Here is a 14,573-nt window from a genome sequence, read left to right as displayed (position 1 = left end):
TGAAAAGAGGCTTAAGTAAGTTTATAAAGAAGTCGTTTTAAGAGGTAAAAATAAAAAGAAGAATTTAGGAGCAAATGCCCCTAAATTTTAGTTATTTGCGTCAAATTTCTTAAGAGAAAAGAGAACAAATTTGTAGCTAATAAATAGCGTTACTGGCCAAAGTATCAAAAAAATTCCTGCTTCTAACATCTTTTATCCTTAGTATGCGTGATGATCGTTTTTGATCTCATCTTGCGTGATCTTCTTGCTATCTATCGCTCTCCAAACTACGACGATATAGGCAAGCACGAAAGGCACTAACAAGCTAACATATGCCATAACGCCAAGTGTGTAGTGGCTTGAGCTTGCATTTTTGATAGTTAGCGAACTAGCAAGGTCGCTAAATGACGGATAAAATGCTGTGCCGTTTAGTCCTGTTATCAAAAATAGTGCAGTCACAGCTAGCGTAACGCCAACGCCGTAAGCGAAAATTCCGCGAATGCTTTTTGTAAATGCCCCTTGGAAAATTCCAACAAGCACCAAAAGAACGCCAACAAGTAGTAGTGCGCCAGCGACAGGCATCTCGATCAAATTTATAGCGTATTTGTAAGGCACAAGGCTAACTACGCCGTTTGCGTCGTATGCAAAGCCATCTTTTGTAAGTATCCACGCAAGAAATCCTAAGAAAAATGGCAAGAATAGCACGGTATTAACAAGTAGCTGTTTTCTAGCGTTTTGTATAAATTCGCCATCAGCAATGTTGTTCATAAGATATAAGCAGCCGCCTATGCGAGATAAGAAAAACATCGCTATGCCAAGCAAGTATAAGTAAGGATTTGATAAAGCTTCAAGACCACGAAATGGAGTTTTCCACTCGACAAAATTGTGCTCATTTAGCACAAAGTCACTTCCGCTAAAAAATGTACTAACCGCCATGCCGATAAGGATAACGCCAAGCGAGCCATTTATGAAAAGGAAAATTTCATAAGTTCTAGCGCCTAAGAAGTTATCAGGCTTTTTGCGGTACTCGTAGCTTACAGCTTGGATGATAAAGCAAAATAAAATAGCCAGCCAAACCCAGTAAGCGCCACCAAAACTTGTAGCGTAAAATAGTGGGAATGCCGCAAAGCACGCACCGCCAAACATAACAAGCGTCGTAAATGTAAGCTCCCATTTTCTACCGATAGAATTTATGAGCATATCTTTTTTAAGCTCGTCCTTACCAAGGCTAAAGATGAGCGACTGGCCGCCTTGAACAAACATCATAAACACCAAAAGTCCGCCAAGAAGGCTAACTATAAACCACCAATAAATTTGTAAATTTTCTAAGCTTAAACTATGCATGGTCGTTAAATCCTATCTTTATTTGCTTAAGCATGATTTTGATCTCGGCAATCAGCAAGACCGTAAATAAAACAGCAAATAATATAAATGAAATTTTGACATTTGAGTCAGATAAATTTGTAGCCCCGACGCCAACGGTCATGAGATCTTGTATCGCCCATGGCTGACGGCCGACCTCTGCTACTATCCAGCCAGCCTCAGCTGCGATATAGCCAAGCGGTATGGTAAAGAGGCAGATCCACAAAAATGCTCTTATGTTTTCAAATTTATATTTTCTTGAGAGATTTAGATAAAGAGTGATAATAAAAAGAGCTATGAAGTAAGTGCCAAGCGCGACCATAATGTGGAAGCTATAAAATGTAAGCGCAACTGGCGGCACAGCATCTTTTGCATCTTTAAGATAGCCATATCCTAAGAAATTTAGATTGCTTTCTAAATTTGAAAGTGAGCTTTTCATCAAGCTCTCGTCATTTGCTTTTTTGGCTTCTTTGTAGTTCTTAAGAGCTTCGATAGCTACTTTACCCTTTGCCATCTTCTCTTCTACGCTTATTAGATTGTGCTCACTGTTGCCATAAAGTAGGTCGTTGATGCCTGGTGTAAATGAGTCAAGCTCTCTGTTTGCCATGATGCCAAGTGCGTAAGGTACTTTTATCTCAAACAAAAAGGCATCGCTCTCATCGCCAAGCTTTTTAGCTGGGTTTAAAATACCAGCTGCAACTAGGCCAGCGTTTTTCTCGCCCTTGTAAAGTCCCTCCATGGCTGCTAGCTTCATAGGCTGCTTTTGAGCTGCAAGATATGCGCTCTCATCACCGCTAAGTAGCAAAAATGCTGAAGTGATAAGGCCAAATGCGCTAGCAACGACGATACTTTTTTTAGCTAGCAAGATGTGGCGTTTTTTTATCAAAAACCAAGCAGAAATTCCTATCACAAAAATAGCTGAGATAGTGTAGCCGCTAGTTACTGTGTGTAAAAATTTAGTGATACCAAGTGGATTTAGCGCGACTTCGAAGAAATTTTGCATCTCCATTCTAGCGGTATCTGGGTTAAATTTCATGCCGATTGGGTATTGCATCCAGCCATTTGCGATTAAGATCCAAAGTGCGCTTAAATTTGAACCGATCGCAACAAGCCATGTTGAAAGCAGGTGAAATTTCTTACTAACCTTTTCCCAGCCAAAAAACATAATGGCAAAAAATGTACTCTCCATGAAAAATGCTAGCAAGCCCTCGATCGCAAGCGGAGCGCCAAATATATCGCCGACAAACCAGCTATAATTCGCCCAGTTTGTACCAAACTCAAACTCCATGATGATGCCAGTAGCTACACCAATAGCGAAATTTATACCAAAGAGCTTTAGCCAAAATTTCGTTATCTCAAGCCAGGCTTTATCGCCAGTTTTGACATATATCGTCTCCATAATGGCGATGATAAAACTTAGCCCCAACGTAAGCGGGACAAACAAAAAGTGGTAAATGGCAGTCAGCGCAAACTGAGCCCTAGACCAATCAACAAAATCCATCTCAGACATTTTATTCCTTTATTAAATTACGAATTACAAATTCGCTTTTTTCTTCGTCGGTTTGAAATTTGGTATTAAGAGTTTCATCAAATATGAAGACCTTTAATATCCCAAACATAATGATAAGCTTTATCGCTATGAGAAGCCATAGTTTCTTGCCTATTTTCATATTTTTAAAGCCGTCTATATATAAAGAGGCGATGTTTTTTAAGCAGTTTTTAATCATGATGTCGAAGTCTATAACAAAAAAACTTAAAGAATAATTTTTAAAAATTGCAAGATTAATGCCTTACTAAATATTTAAGGGGTATAATCGGCAGATTAAAAAATAACTAAAGTTAAGGAAATTTTGATGGCAAAAGAGACGAAGTATATTTTTATCACAGGTGGCGTTTTAAGCTCACTTGGAAAAGGCATCGCAGCTGCGTCTATCGCGACATTACTTAAAAATTCTGGCTTAAAAGTGAGTGTTTTAAAAGCTGATCCATATATCAACGTAGATCCAGGCACGATGAGCCCGCTAGAGCACGGCGAAGTCTTTGTCACAGACGATGGCGCAGAGACAGACCTAGACCTTGGTCACTACGAGAGATTTTTAGATGAGAGTCTAAGTCAGGACAATAACTTCACAACGGGCAGAGTTTATAGCTCGGTCATCGAAAAAGAGCGACGTGGCGACTACCTTGGAAAGACTATACAGGTGATCCCCCACATCGTTGGTGAGATAGTTGATCGTATCAAAAAAGCAGGCGAGGGCAAAGATGTGCTCATCGTTGAGATAGGCGGAACCGTTGGCGACATCGAGGGCTTGCCATTTTTAGAGGCGATAAGAGCCTTAAGAGTAGAAGTTGGCAAAAAAAGAGCACTAAATATACACCTAACACTCGTGCCATTTATCAAAGTAGCTGGCGAGCTAAAAACAAAGCCAACTCAGCATAGCGTAGGCGAGCTAAGACGTATCGGCATAAGCCCAGATATCATCATCTGCAGATCTGAAATGCCACTAAACCGCGAGCTAAAAGATAAGATCGCAGCAAGCTGTGGTGTGGAGAAAAACTGCGTCATAGAGAGCTTAGATAGCGCAAGTATCTATCAAATTCCACTTTCATTTTTAAAGCAAGATATCTTAGTGCCGATCGCTGAAAATTTAGGCTTTAGTGAGCTAAAACCAGACATGGCAAACTGGGATAGCCTAGTAAAAAGGATCATCGCCCCAACAAACGAAACAACAATCGCCTTTGTAGGCAAATATATCGATCTAAAAGAGAGCTACAAGAGCCTAACTGAGGGCATCATCCATGCTGGAGCAAATTTAGATGCTAGAGTAAATTTACGCTGGATAGATAGCGAAAAGATAGAGGAGAGCAATGTAAATGAGCTTTTAAAAGATGTGGATGGCATCTTGGTAGCTGGCGGCTTTGGCGAAAGAGGTGTTTTAGGCAAGATGCAGGCTATAAAATTTGCTCGTGTGAATAATATCCCATATCTTGGAATTTGCCTTGGTATGCAGCTAGCGATGATCGAGTTTGCAAGGGATGTTTTGGGCTTAGAAGATGCAAATTCTATGGAGTTTAATAAAGAGTGCAAAAATCCTATCATATATCTAATAGATAGCTTCATCGATGCCCACGGCAAAAAGCAGATAAGAACGCATACAAGCCCACTTGGTGGCACTATGAGGCTAGGTGCTTATAACTGCGACATCAAGCCAAAGACACTTTTGGCTGAAATTTATGGCAACGCAAAGAGCGTAAAAGAGCGCCACCGTCACCGCTACGAGGCAAATCCAAAATACAAAGAGGTCTTTGAAAAGGCTGGCCTTATAGTAAGTGGCGAAAGCGACGGACTAGTAGAGGCGATCGAGCTAAAAGGCCATCCGTGGTTTGTAGGCGTGCAGTGTCACCCTGAATTTACTAGCCGCTTAACTAGACCAAACCCTGTGATACTAGGCTTTATAAAAGCAAGCCTAGCCAATCACGTAAAATGATAAATTTGGCAAGTTTTCTTGCCAAATTTTCTTTAATTTTCTCTCAAATTTATATTAAAAATAAAAGTAAACGTATTATTGATAAAATTTAAATCATTTAAGTATTTTTTAATCTTGCTAAACATACAATGCTTACGCAATCATTTATAAAGGAGAAAAAATGAAAAATTGCGTTTTAAAAAGTGTTTTGGCACTTTCACTTGCTGGCTCATTTGCTTTAGCACAAGGTGGATTTGTCGGAGTTGAGGGCGGCTATGATTTTAGCTCAAAGCTAAAAGACAATGATGGTCTTAGTTTTAAGGATAACAGACCAAATGTTGGCATCAAAGGCGGTTATGACTTTGACGTAGCTAGAGTTTATGGTGGATACTTCTATCATACAGAGGCAAAAGATAACTTTAACTATACTGACAATGGCGTAAAACACGATGTTAGTATAAAATGGACAACACATAAATTTGTAGTAGGTGGTGACTATACTCCAGCTATAACAGATAACTTTAAGTTAATAGCAGGCTTATACACTGGCGTTTCAGTTGTAAATTTTAAAGCAAGACTTTATACAAATACACTTAAAGCGACTTATGATACAACAAAGGCTGGTTGGCTAGTTGGCACAAGACTTGGTGCAGAGTATAGCTTTGATAAAAATAATGCACTTGAATTTGGTATAAAAGCAGATAGATCTTGGTATAGCACTGATGAAGATTTTGATAACCTTAAATCAACAGATATCGGCGCTTACCTAGGCTACACATATAAATTTTAATTTTTGGGGGGTCTTATGACCCCTTATTTTTACTTAAAATTTCTCTCATTTTTTACTTCAAATTTACAATGGCTAATTTATAAAGAGTATCAATTTAACAAAAGTTTTTTGCCCTAAAAATCTTACTTTCAATGAAAATTATAAGAAATTAAATTTCAAAAAGATATAATCAAAGCATTCAAAATAAAGACGAAAGATTACAATGAAAAAAAAGCATTTTTGTTGCCAAATTTTTGGCAGTTTGGGCGTAAATTTAAGTGAGCAAATAGCATTAGTCAAAGTTGGCAGGGCGTCAAAAAGTCCTTGCCAAAGCTATGTTAACTAAAGAGGATATTAGGAATTTACTAGCACGTAGATTTTGTAACGACATACACAAAAAACTTAGTGAAATTCCAACGCCAAGCGCCCTAAAGGATATCTACAAAGGCGCTAATCGCATCAAAGAGGCGATCGAGAGAAACGAGCATATCGCTATTGTTGGCGATTATGACGTTGATGGCGTGGTTTCAAGTGTGATTTTAGCCGAGTTTTTTGATGATCTTAGCGTAAAAAACTACCTAGTAAAGATCCCCAACCGCTTTAAGGACGGATACGGCTTAAACCCTGAGATCATCGATGAGCTTGCAAGCGATGTGAGTCTAATAATCACCGTCGATAACGGCATCTCAGCTAATGAGGCAGCTAGCATCTGCAAAGAAAAGGGCATCGATCTCATCATCACAGATCACCACATGCCACCAACCGTTCTGCCTGAAGCCTACGCCATAATCAATCCAAAACAAGAGGACTGCAACTTTCCAAATATCGAAATTTGCGGTGCTGAAGTGGCTTGGTATTTAGTTGGAGCGCTAAAGGATGTTTGCAAGCTAAACTACGATATGAGCAAGTTTTTAGAGCTTTTAGCCATCGCGATAATAGCTGATATGATGGAGCTAAGAGATATGAATAGGATGCTTGTTCGCATGGGTATTTGCAAGCTAAATGCCTCGAAGCGCTCGGCATTTTGCGTCATAAAAGAGTTTTACGGCAAGGATAAATTTGAGTGTGATGATATCAGCTTTCTTATAGCGCCTCTTATAAATTCAGCCGGACGCATGGATGATGCGATGAATTCATTTAACTTCTTGCGTGCAAAGAGCATCGAAGAGGCTTACAACTACCTTGATACGATCATTGAGTTTAACAACTCCAGAAAAGAGGAGGAGCGCCAACTCTTTGAGTGCTCGCTAAAGGACGTAAAAGAGGACGATGAGGTCATCATCACTTGGGGAGAGCAGTGGCATGAGGGTGTGATAGGCATTGTAGCTAGCCGCCTTGCGAAGCACTTTGCAAAGCCAGCTATCGTCTTTAGCATCGATAAAGGCCGCGCAAAAGGCAGTGCTAGAAGCGTTGGCAAGCTTGATATTTTATCGCTCATCGCAAGCCACGAAGATCTGCTAACAAGCTACGGCGGCCACAAAGGTGCAGCAGGGCTAACTCTTGCGCCTGAAAATTTGGAAAAATTTAAAGAGGCGATAAACAAAAGCTGCTCATGCCTAAATATGCAAGAGTGCAAAAGCTCAGATGAGCTACTTGGCGACATAATGCCAAGCGAGATCGACTTTGAGCTACTTGAAATTTTGGAATTTTATGAGCCGTATGGACAGAAAAATCCACGCCCAGTCTTTAAGATAGAAAATGCCGTCGTTAAAAACGAAAGGCTTATAGGCAGGGATCAAAACCACTTAAAACTAATCTTGCAAAAAGACAATAAAACGCTTGAGGCGCTATTTTTTAACTTCACAAGGCACGTTAGAGTGGGTGAGATGGTGGATATCATCTTTTGCGTGTCTAAAAATTCGTTCCGCGGGCTTGTTACGCCACAGCTTCTTATACGAGAAATTTTATAGCTTTCTGCCTAGTCGTTTGAAATTTAACGACTAGGTGTTGCTTTTTAATAATTAAAAATTTTATAAATTTATCTTTATAAATCCATAAGATAGGTACTATATAAACAAAATAAATTTATCAATGCTTATTTAATATTATAAATTAATAATATTTTAAATAAAAATCCGTAAAATTACATTTACATTATATTTTTAAAGGATTGAAAATGAAAAGTTCATTTTTGAAAGCTAGCATGATTGCATGTGTGGTTTGCTCATTTGCTATGGCAGAGGGAGCATTTATTGGTTACGAGGGCGGTTACTCTTTTGCGTCAAACTGGAAAGAAAAAACAACAGACGGCGAGAGCGCAAGTGTCAGAAAAGGTCAATTTAACAGCGGCGTAAAAGCTGGTTATGATTTTGACAGCTTCAGAGCTTATGGTGCTTATTTTTATAGCTTTCAAACAAAAAAACAAATAGAAGATGATGATGACAGATTTACTGTTAAATGGAAAAAACATAGCTTATTAGCTGGAGCCGACTATACTCCAAGCATCACTGAAGATATTAAGCTTGTTTTAGGTGGCTACACTGGCGTATCTAGACTTTTGATAAGTAGAGATGACACGGATCATAAATTCTATGACACAGGATTTGTTTTAGGTGCTAAATTTGGTGCTGAGTACCTACTTGATCAAAACAACATCCTAGAAGCTGGTATGAAAACTGACTATACTTTCTACAAAGCAGATGATGTTAGCAGGGTTAGAGAGAGCAATATCGGTCTTTACGTAGGCTACACTTATAAATTTTAATATTAAACATTCCCTCCTTAAGAAATTTGCGTCTTAGTTTGGGCGCAAATTTATCTTTCTAGTATTTTTACAACTAAATTTAATATACTTTCCAAAAAGGATGCAAAATGAAGAAAATAATATTGTCTCTATCTATGCTCTTGACCTCTACGTTTGCGGTTGATTGTGATAACGCATTTATTAAAGCTGTTGTAAGCATGATCGATGAGCCAGCTCCCACAAGGGTCGATGAAAATAGTGTAATAATGGGTGCTACATGTGAAAATGAGACCCTAAAAACCACGTTTGTTATAAATGATAGTGAAGATATTAAATTTAGTAAAATTACTAAAGAGCAGATAGATGAGTTTAAAAAGTTGCAGACTGAAATGCTAAAAGAGGACTTTTGTAGCAGTAAAAATCCTCTTATCGACAAAGCCTCGTGGATATATAACTACGAGAACGGCAAAAATTTTGCTGTGATAAATTTGACAAAAGAGGATTGCAAATAAATTTTCTGGGCTCTCCCCCAGAAATTTAAGCTTTTTTATCTTCAAGCTCTTTTAGGTGTGCTTTTACAAACTCACCAAATTCGTCTTGAGTTAGCACTCTTTTAGCAAGTTTTTCTTTGCATTTTTTGCCAATCTCGCCAAGTGTTGCTCTATTTTTTTGGCTTTGTGATTTGCCAAATTTTGAAAGGATCGCATTTAGCTCATGCTCTTCACCGAAATTTACTAGTTCTTTATCTAGTGCCATTTTCTCTCCTTTGATGAAAATTTCTTCTAATTTTAAAATTTAATAGTAAATATAAATAAATTTAAATTTTATAGGCTGAAAAGAGCGAAAAATAGGGCTTTGTTAAATTTAAATTTCATATAGATTAAACGCGTAATAGTAAAATCACGAAAATTTTTAAAGGAGAAGTATGAAAAATTTACTTGTAAAATCAAGCTTGGTTTTAGCTTTAGTTAGTTCAGCTGCACTTGCGCAAGGTGCATTTGTCGGTGGCGAGGGCGATTATTCGTTCAACTCAAAGATCAAAACTAAAAATATCGCAAAAAGCGAAAAAAATAACTTCAACAAAGGTCACTACGGACTTGGCTTTTATGGCGGTTATGATTTTGACAGCTATAGAGCGTATGGTGGCTACTACTACGACTTTAAAGCTAGAAAAAATGCTGGCGAAGCAGACGCAAAATGGAGTAAACATAAGCTTTTAGCAGGCGCTGACTACACACCAAACATCACAGAAAACTTTAAAGCCGTGCTTGGCGGTTACGCTGGTCTTGGCTATCTAAGTGTTAGACAAAGCTTTGAAAACGAAACTAGCAAGAAAAATTTCAAAGGCTTGCTAGTTGGCGCAAAAGCTGGTGGTATCTACTCATTTGACGCTCACAACGCGCTTGAGTTTGGCTTAAAGGCTGATAAGACATTTTATAAGAAAAATAGTGGCGCTCAGCTAAGGGATACAAGTGTTGGAATTTACACAGGCTACACTTATAAATTCTAATAAATTCTAATTCAAGGCAAGGCTTAGGCTTTGCCTCTCCTAAAAACTCACATTTATTCTTTAAATTTATAACTCAAGCAACTTTTAAGTAGCACAAGATAGAATGGCTCTTATTTAAAAAGGAGAAAAATGAAAACAAAATCGCTTCTTGTCATTGCGCTCTGTGCCGTTTTTAGTAGCTTTGCCTTTTGCGAACCAAAAAGTGAGCCAACGCTAACAAAAAGTAGAAATTTAGTTGCTCAGACGGTGCCAGGTGCTATTTTTGGCATTAAGGTGCCAAAAGAGTATCAAGCGAAATTTGACAGCGCAAAGCCTAGGATGCAGGAATTTTTAGCAAATATGGCATGTTATAAGGCTAATAAAAATGATAAATTCATGGAAGGTGGCACAAGGGCACCTGCGCTAAGAAGAGATGATAGCCATTTAAAAAGGGCTAGTGGCACTTGTAGCGACAACGTCGATATCTTGAGTATAGAAAATGTGAAATTTATTGCCAAAAACGCATTTAGTTTTAGTGTTACATTTATCACAGCAGATGGCGAAGAAACTACAAAATTTGATGATCTTATATTTACGCAGCACCCTAACGGTGAGTGGCTAGTTAGGTGGTAGTTGTAGAGGTAAAAGCCTCTACTCTCTGCCTTCAAGAAGTGGCACAAAAAGGCACTCGTCTAAAAACTCTTTTTCTAAATTCCCACTCTCATCTTTTCTAAATTTAGCGATAAACTGCTTGCCATCTTTTTTCATCGGAGCGACCAAGATGCCGCCATTTTTTAGTTGAGCGAATAAATTTGGCGAGATCTCATCATCAGCAGCCGAGAGTAAAATCCTATCAAACGGCGCGTAGCTTCGCCAGCCGTTGTTGCCATCATCATATCTTACGTGCACGTTTTTGATCTTTAGCGTCTCGAAGCGTTTTTTTGCCTCCATGGCTAGCTTTTCTATGCGTTCGACGCTAAAAATTCTATGTGCGAGCTTGCTTAGTATCGCTGCTTGATAGCCGCTGCCACAGCCTATTTCTAGGATGTTATCCACATTTTCGCACTCTAGCGCCATGGTCATCTTTGCCACCGTTAGTGGCGAGCTGATCCACTGGTTGCCCAGTATCGGCTGCGCGTCAAGCTTGTAAGCATGCGCAGGGATAGGCACGAAAATTTCACGCTCGGTTGTTGATATCGCGTCAAACAAAAGCGGACTGAGCGTGATCTCATCGGCTATGTCGCTAGCTAAATTTTGGCATTTTATCGCTTCTAATTGGGTCAAAATTTCTTTCCTAAACAAATTTTAAATCGTTATTATACGATTTAAAGCTTATCTTAAAATTTATAAAAGCCCTAAATTTTTCTTTATCTGCGCTATCAAATTTGCGTCAAAAACTGCGCTTTGCTCTAGCGTGCCATCTGGCAAAAAGACCCCAGCGACCTCAAGATCAAGCGAGCTTGAGATCATGACGTAGCAGTTATTTGCGATCGCAAGCGCCTTGCAAAGGCTAAGGTAGGCCTCTTCTCTGGCCCTGCCCCACATGGCTGGCACCATGATGATGTCGCATCCTCTTAGCTTTGCCCAAAGCCTGCTATCACGCAGCTCAAAGCATATCAGCACGCCAAGCTTTAGCCCTCTAAAATCAAAAGCATTTATATCGCTCACTTCGCCAGCAGCAAAGATCTCGTGCTCTAAATTTGGCCTAAAAAGCTCAGCCTTAAACTGCGAATGAAAGACGTTGCTTGAGTTAAGAAGTAAAAATTCGTTATAAATTTTTGGTTGGTGCGGATTTAGATTTGAAATTTGAGCGAGCCCTGCGCTTTTGTTTAGGCTGCTAAGGTGCGTAAAACCAAGAAATTTATCTGGGCTAAGTGCCTCTTGCAAGCGCTCAAGCAGCATCGCATCAAAGCTACCTATCATGCCACCAAGCATTGCTTTGTTTGCCCCAGCAAAAAAGCCGTCAAAGTCGTAGCCGCTGATGCAAAGCTCGCTTGCAAGCAGGAGAGAGTTTTCAGGCGCAGCCTCAACTAAATTTGCAAGCTCTTCTAGGCGATCTGTTGCATTTTTTGCCTTTAAAGTTAGGCTTATTAGGTTTAAATTTTCACTCATTTATTTTCCAAATACAAATGTCACAGGTTTTTCATCGTGGCAGTCTTTTGGAATTTTACAGTTTATATCTGTGCCACCGATGTTTGGTGTAGCTTTTAAAATAACGCTTATAGCCGTGATCTTATCATCACGCTGTGAGAGTGGATCATTAAAAACCCAGACTTCAAAGTCTAGACCTCTAGCCTCATCATGTGAAACTACTCTTACCTCTTTTAGGTCTTTTGGCTCAAAGCCACACTGCTTGTTTATGCCAAGCATCACATCATTTCCTAGAACAGATCCTAGCGGTGCGAAACTTGGTGCAATTTCCCCATTTGGCATCTCTTGATAGACTTCCGCTTGGCTTGTCTCTTTTACTTTAACAAGTTTGTGGGCGGGGAAATTTACGAGATTATCTCGGTTTGCCATGTCAACGATCCTTTGGCTACTGCTCGCACACCCAGCCAAAAGCACGCAGGCAAGGGATAAGATACTATTTTTAAAAGTCGTCAAAGCTGATACTTCCTTTGCTGTAGTTTGTCACCTTTGCTTCAAAGAAATTTGACTTTTGGTCGTTAAATTTCGCAAAGTCATCGACCCATTTGATCGGATGAGCGACGTTGTATTTGCGTTTTAGGCCGATCGCAACTAGGCGTTGGTCGATGAGATAGTGGATATACTGCTCGATTATGTCGTCTGTAAAGCCCATTATCTGGTTTTGGGTGATATATTTGCCCCATTTTATCTCTAAATTTCCAGCTTTTTCAAACATATCATAAATTTTCGCCTCAGTCTCAGGCGTGAAAAGGTCAGGCCTCTCTTTGCGGACTGAATTTATCATGTTTTGAAACAAAAGCAGGTGCGTGATCTCGTCGCGTTGGATGAAGCGTATCATCTGCGCCGAGCCTAGCATCTTGCCAGCGCGAGCTAGAGCGTAGATCGCTGTAAAGCCGCTGTAAAAATAAATGCCCTCTAAAATTTGGTTCGCAACCATCGCAAGAAGTAGCTTCTCGTCAGTCACTTCGCCTGCAAGCTCCTCGTAGACGCTTGATATGTAGTCGTTTTTCTCGCGCAAGACGTCGTCGTGCTTCTCCATCTCGTAGATGAGATCGGTGTTGTCACAGATCGCCTCGACCATGACAGCGTAGGACTTGCTGTGGTTTGCCTCTTCGTAGGCTTGGCGGCTTAGCACGGCGTTGATCTCTGGTGCGGTGATGTAAGGGTTGATGTTGTCAGCTAGGTTGTTTGTCTGGAAGCTATCCATCGAGATGAGCTGGCTCCAGACGAGATCGTACATGCGTTTTTCAGCCTCTGTGAGGTTGTAGGCGTAGTCGCGCACGTCGTCGGTGGTATCGACCTCTTTTGGAAACCAGGTGTTTGCCTCCATGAGGTCCCAAAGCTTTAACGCCCACTCGTATTTTGCCTTGGTGAAATTTAAAATACCGTGTGGGTTGCCGTTAAAGACTCTTCTGTCAGTCAAATTTTCATTTGAACTTGGGTTGTAAATGCGTTTTCTGTTCATAAATTTCTCTCTTGTTTGTGGTAAAAATTTCTTAAAATCTTACCCAAAGCAAGGTAAAAATTTACTTTTATTTAGAGTGCTTTGCTCCTTTTTATGGTCATCAAAAAGCCAGTTATTATTAGTAAAACGGCGATCACGCAAGAGATGGCAAAGACGACCTGACCGACCTCGCCAAACATCTCTCCAGTGTGCAAGCTAAGCACTTTTCGACCTGCCTTTTTAGCCTCTGGGATGCTTTCAGCCTTGCTAACAAGCTTATTTTCTTTTATCTTGCCAGCGCTTGCGTCAAGCTTTAGTTTGCCTACCTGACTCTCGGCAGTTTCGTAGTTTATCGTGTAGGTGCTTTGGTTGTTTTCAGGCACGTTTATCGTGAGTGATTTTAGCTCTAGCGTGACATTTTCTTTAAAAATTTGCTCTGCAGACTCGATCTCTTTAAATTTTTCATCGCTTATTGGGGTCAAATTTCTTTGTGGCATTGCTCTTTGCGCTTGGCTTGGCTTTAGCTCGAAAAATATGCTATTTACGCTGTTTCTGACCCAGCCATAAGACCAGTAAAGGCCAGTTAGCGACATCACGACAAGCAGGATCGCCACGTATGTGCCAAGGCTCGTGTGGAGGTTGTAAAAGCAGGCATAGCCCTTTGCACTTGGCTTGATTTTGAGCGAATTTAGCAAATTTCGCTTGATCGCTGGGGCGTAGAGGATGAGGCCGCTTATGGCAAGAAGTGCCATGATGATCGAGCTAATGGCGACTATTTGCTTGCCGATGTTGGCTGGGACTTTGCTATCAAGCAGGGCAAGGCCTAAATTTCTATGCAGGCTTAGTATTATCATGCGAGTTTTCTCGCCCCAGTCCTCGCTGATCACCTCGCCACTTCTTGGATCGACAAAGAAATTTAAGAGCTTTTTATCTTTAGTGACGCTGATGCTATAAGCTTTGTTTTCACCGCCGATTTGTACATTTTCAAGCGTGTCAAATTTGATCTCACTTTTTGCCTTGGCGAGAATTTCGCTTAAGCTTAAATTTGGCTTTTCGCTAGGCTTTAAATTTATATATTTTTCATTTATCACAGACTTGATCTCCTCTCTATAAGAGGCAAATGGTGCTGCAAGTGTCATGATAAGTAGCGGTATAGTCGCGATTAGGCCGATTATTAGGTGGATGTTGAAAATGATTTTGTTACGCTTGAAAAGCATATATCTCCTTTTGGA

General features: G+C 40.0%; 16 protein-coding genes. 7 read left to right on the top strand and 9 right to left on the bottom strand.

Translation table 11 applies throughout. From position 1 onward, the window contains the following. Positions 1 to 198: 198 nt before the first annotated feature. From CVT00_RS09725 to CVT00_RS09715, 3 genes are read right to left on the bottom strand one after another with little or no spacing between them, the layout of a single operon-like run. The gene (locus CVT00_RS09725; protein ID WP_107915213.1) at positions 199 to 1,323 is read right to left on the bottom strand and encodes a cytochrome d ubiquinol oxidase subunit II; all 1,125 of its coding nucleotides are present in this window, start codon (positions 1,321 to 1,323) and stop codon (positions 199 to 201) included. Next, complete coding sequence (locus tag CVT00_RS09720) at positions 1,316 to 2,851, bottom strand: cytochrome ubiquinol oxidase subunit I (RefSeq protein ID WP_107915215.1); 1,536 nt, start codon at positions 2,849 to 2,851, stop codon at positions 1,316 to 1,318. Before CVT00_RS09720 ends, CVT00_RS09725 begins: the two co-directional genes overlap by 8 nt. A 1-nt stretch (position 2,852) precedes the next feature. Continuing rightward, positions 2,853 to 3,068, bottom strand: a complete 216-nt coding sequence (locus tag CVT00_RS09715; RefSeq protein ID WP_009295224.1) for a DUF4492 domain-containing protein — start codon at positions 3,066 to 3,068, stop codon at positions 2,853 to 2,855. Positions 3,069 to 3,194: 126 nt separating this feature from the next. Here CVT00_RS09715 and CVT00_RS09710 point away from each other — a divergent pair, with 126 nt between their 5' ends. The 5 genes from CVT00_RS09710 (at position 3,195) to CVT00_RS09690 (ending at position 8,772) form a co-directional block, all read left to right on the top strand. Further along, positions 3,195 to 4,829 carry a CTP synthase gene (locus CVT00_RS09710; RefSeq protein ID WP_107915217.1) on the top strand — a complete coding sequence of 545 codons (1,635 nt, stop codon included), beginning with the start codon at positions 3,195 to 3,197 and terminating at the stop codon, positions 4,827 to 4,829. Between the two features lie 160 nt (positions 4,830 to 4,989). Further along, positions 4,990 to 5,598, top strand: a complete 609-nt coding sequence (locus CVT00_RS09705) for an outer membrane beta-barrel protein (protein WP_103557765.1) — start codon at positions 4,990 to 4,992, stop codon at positions 5,596 to 5,598. A gap of 314 nt (positions 5,599 to 5,912) precedes the next feature. After that, a complete protein-coding gene (gene recJ, locus CVT00_RS09700; RefSeq protein ID WP_103557766.1) occupies positions 5,913 to 7,487 on the top strand; it encodes a single-stranded-DNA-specific exonuclease RecJ in 1,575 nt (524 codons plus the stop codon). A gap of 206 nt (positions 7,488 to 7,693) precedes the next feature. Continuing rightward, the gene (locus CVT00_RS09695; RefSeq protein WP_230853752.1) at positions 7,694 to 8,281 is read left to right on the top strand and encodes a hypothetical protein; all 588 of its coding nucleotides are present in this window, start codon (positions 7,694 to 7,696) and stop codon (positions 8,279 to 8,281) included. A gap of 107 nt (positions 8,282 to 8,388) precedes the next feature. Further along, the gene (locus CVT00_RS09690) at positions 8,389 to 8,772 is read left to right on the top strand and encodes a hypothetical protein (RefSeq protein ID WP_159071276.1); all 384 of its coding nucleotides are present in this window, start codon (positions 8,389 to 8,391) and stop codon (positions 8,770 to 8,772) included. A gap of 25 nt (positions 8,773 to 8,797) precedes the next feature. On the opposite strand, the gene CVT00_RS09685 is transcribed toward CVT00_RS09690, so the two are convergent. Then, positions 8,798 to 9,016 (bottom strand): hypothetical protein, encoded by a 219-nt coding sequence (locus CVT00_RS09685; protein WP_107915221.1) that lies wholly within the window; start codon positions 9,014 to 9,016, stop codon positions 8,798 to 8,800. A 169-nt stretch (positions 9,017 to 9,185) separates the two neighbouring features. Between CVT00_RS09685 and CVT00_RS09680 the strand changes: the two genes are divergently transcribed. Both CVT00_RS09680 and CVT00_RS09675 read left to right on the top strand, forming a co-directional pair. Beyond that, positions 9,186 to 9,770 (top strand): hypothetical protein, encoded by a 585-nt coding sequence (locus CVT00_RS09680; RefSeq protein WP_103570718.1) that lies wholly within the window; start codon positions 9,186 to 9,188, stop codon positions 9,768 to 9,770. A gap of 129 nt (positions 9,771 to 9,899) precedes the next feature. Further along, on the top strand, positions 9,900 to 10,382 hold the full coding sequence (locus tag CVT00_RS09675; protein ID WP_107915223.1) for a hypothetical protein: 483 nt from the start codon (positions 9,900 to 9,902) through the stop codon (positions 10,380 to 10,382). Between the two features lie 18 nt (positions 10,383 to 10,400). Here CVT00_RS09675 and CVT00_RS09670 read toward each other — a convergent pair whose 3' ends face one another. The 5 genes from CVT00_RS09670 to CVT00_RS09650 form a co-directional block, all read right to left on the bottom strand. Beyond that, positions 10,401 to 11,033, bottom strand: coding sequence for a protein-L-isoaspartate(D-aspartate) O-methyltransferase (locus tag CVT00_RS09670; protein WP_107915225.1), 633 nt, complete (start codon positions 11,031 to 11,033; stop codon positions 10,401 to 10,403). A gap of 60 nt (positions 11,034 to 11,093) precedes the next feature. Next, positions 11,094 to 11,861 (bottom strand): carbon-nitrogen hydrolase family protein, encoded by a 768-nt coding sequence (locus CVT00_RS09665; protein WP_107915226.1) that lies wholly within the window; start codon positions 11,859 to 11,861, stop codon positions 11,094 to 11,096. Then, complete coding sequence (locus CVT00_RS09660; RefSeq protein ID WP_107915228.1) at positions 11,862 to 12,353, bottom strand: hypothetical protein; 492 nt, start codon at positions 12,351 to 12,353, stop codon at positions 11,862 to 11,864. It abuts the gene before it with no gap. Further along, positions 12,340 to 13,362: a ribonucleotide-diphosphate reductase subunit beta gene (locus tag CVT00_RS09655; protein ID WP_009494790.1), complete on the bottom strand. Its 1,023-nt coding sequence runs from the start codon at positions 13,360 to 13,362 to the stop codon at positions 12,340 to 12,342. Before CVT00_RS09655 ends, CVT00_RS09660 begins: the two co-directional genes overlap by 14 nt. 71 nt (positions 13,363 to 13,433) lie before the next feature. After that, on the bottom strand, positions 13,434 to 14,558 hold the full coding sequence (locus tag CVT00_RS09650; protein ID WP_107915230.1) for a PepSY-associated TM helix domain-containing protein: 1,125 nt from the start codon (positions 14,556 to 14,558) through the stop codon (positions 13,434 to 13,436). Between the last annotated feature and the right edge of the window lie 15 nt (positions 14,559 to 14,573).

Origin of the sequence: Campylobacter concisus (assembly GCF_003048675.2) — a bacterium.
GTDB classification, from domain to species: Bacteria; Campylobacterota; Campylobacteria; order Campylobacterales; family Campylobacteraceae; genus Campylobacter_A; species Campylobacter_A concisus_F.
This window is presented reverse-complemented; position numbering and strand designations above follow the sequence as displayed.

Coding starts and splice junctions, on each gene's coding strand:
- CVT00_RS09725 (WP_107915213.1), bottom strand. CDS start 1,323: ATGCATAGTTTAAGCTTAGAAAATTTACAAATTTATTGGTGGTTTATA.
- CVT00_RS09720 (WP_107915215.1), bottom strand. CDS start 2,851: ATGTCTGAGATGGATTTTGTTGATTGGTCTAGGGCTCAGTTTGCGCTG.
- CVT00_RS09715 (WP_009295224.1), bottom strand. CDS start 3,068: ATGATTAAAAACTGCTTAAAAAACATCGCCTCTTTATATATAGACGGC.
- CVT00_RS09710 (WP_107915217.1), top strand. CDS start 3,195: ATGGCAAAAGAGACGAAGTATATTTTTATCACAGGTGGCGTTTTAAGC.
- CVT00_RS09705 (WP_103557765.1), top strand. CDS start 4,990: ATGAAAAATTGCGTTTTAAAAAGTGTTTTGGCACTTTCACTTGCTGGC.
- recJ (WP_103557766.1), top strand. CDS start 5,913: ATGTTAACTAAAGAGGATATTAGGAATTTACTAGCACGTAGATTTTGT.
- CVT00_RS09695 (WP_230853752.1), top strand. CDS start 7,694: ATGAAAAGTTCATTTTTGAAAGCTAGCATGATTGCATGTGTGGTTTGC.
- CVT00_RS09690 (WP_159071276.1), top strand. CDS start 8,389: ATGAAGAAAATAATATTGTCTCTATCTATGCTCTTGACCTCTACGTTT.
- CVT00_RS09685 (WP_107915221.1), bottom strand. CDS start 9,016: ATGGCACTAGATAAAGAACTAGTAAATTTCGGTGAAGAGCATGAGCTA.
- CVT00_RS09680 (WP_103570718.1), top strand. CDS start 9,186: ATGAAAAATTTACTTGTAAAATCAAGCTTGGTTTTAGCTTTAGTTAGT.
- CVT00_RS09675 (WP_107915223.1), top strand. CDS start 9,900: ATGAAAACAAAATCGCTTCTTGTCATTGCGCTCTGTGCCGTTTTTAGT.
- CVT00_RS09665 (WP_107915226.1), bottom strand. CDS start 11,861: ATGAGTGAAAATTTAAACCTAATAAGCCTAACTTTAAAGGCAAAAAAT.
- CVT00_RS09655 (WP_009494790.1), bottom strand. CDS start 13,362: ATGAACAGAAAACGCATTTACAACCCAAGTTCAAATGAAAATTTGACT.
- CVT00_RS09650 (WP_107915230.1), bottom strand. CDS start 14,558: ATGCTTTTCAAGCGTAACAAAATCATTTTCAACATCCACCTAATAATC.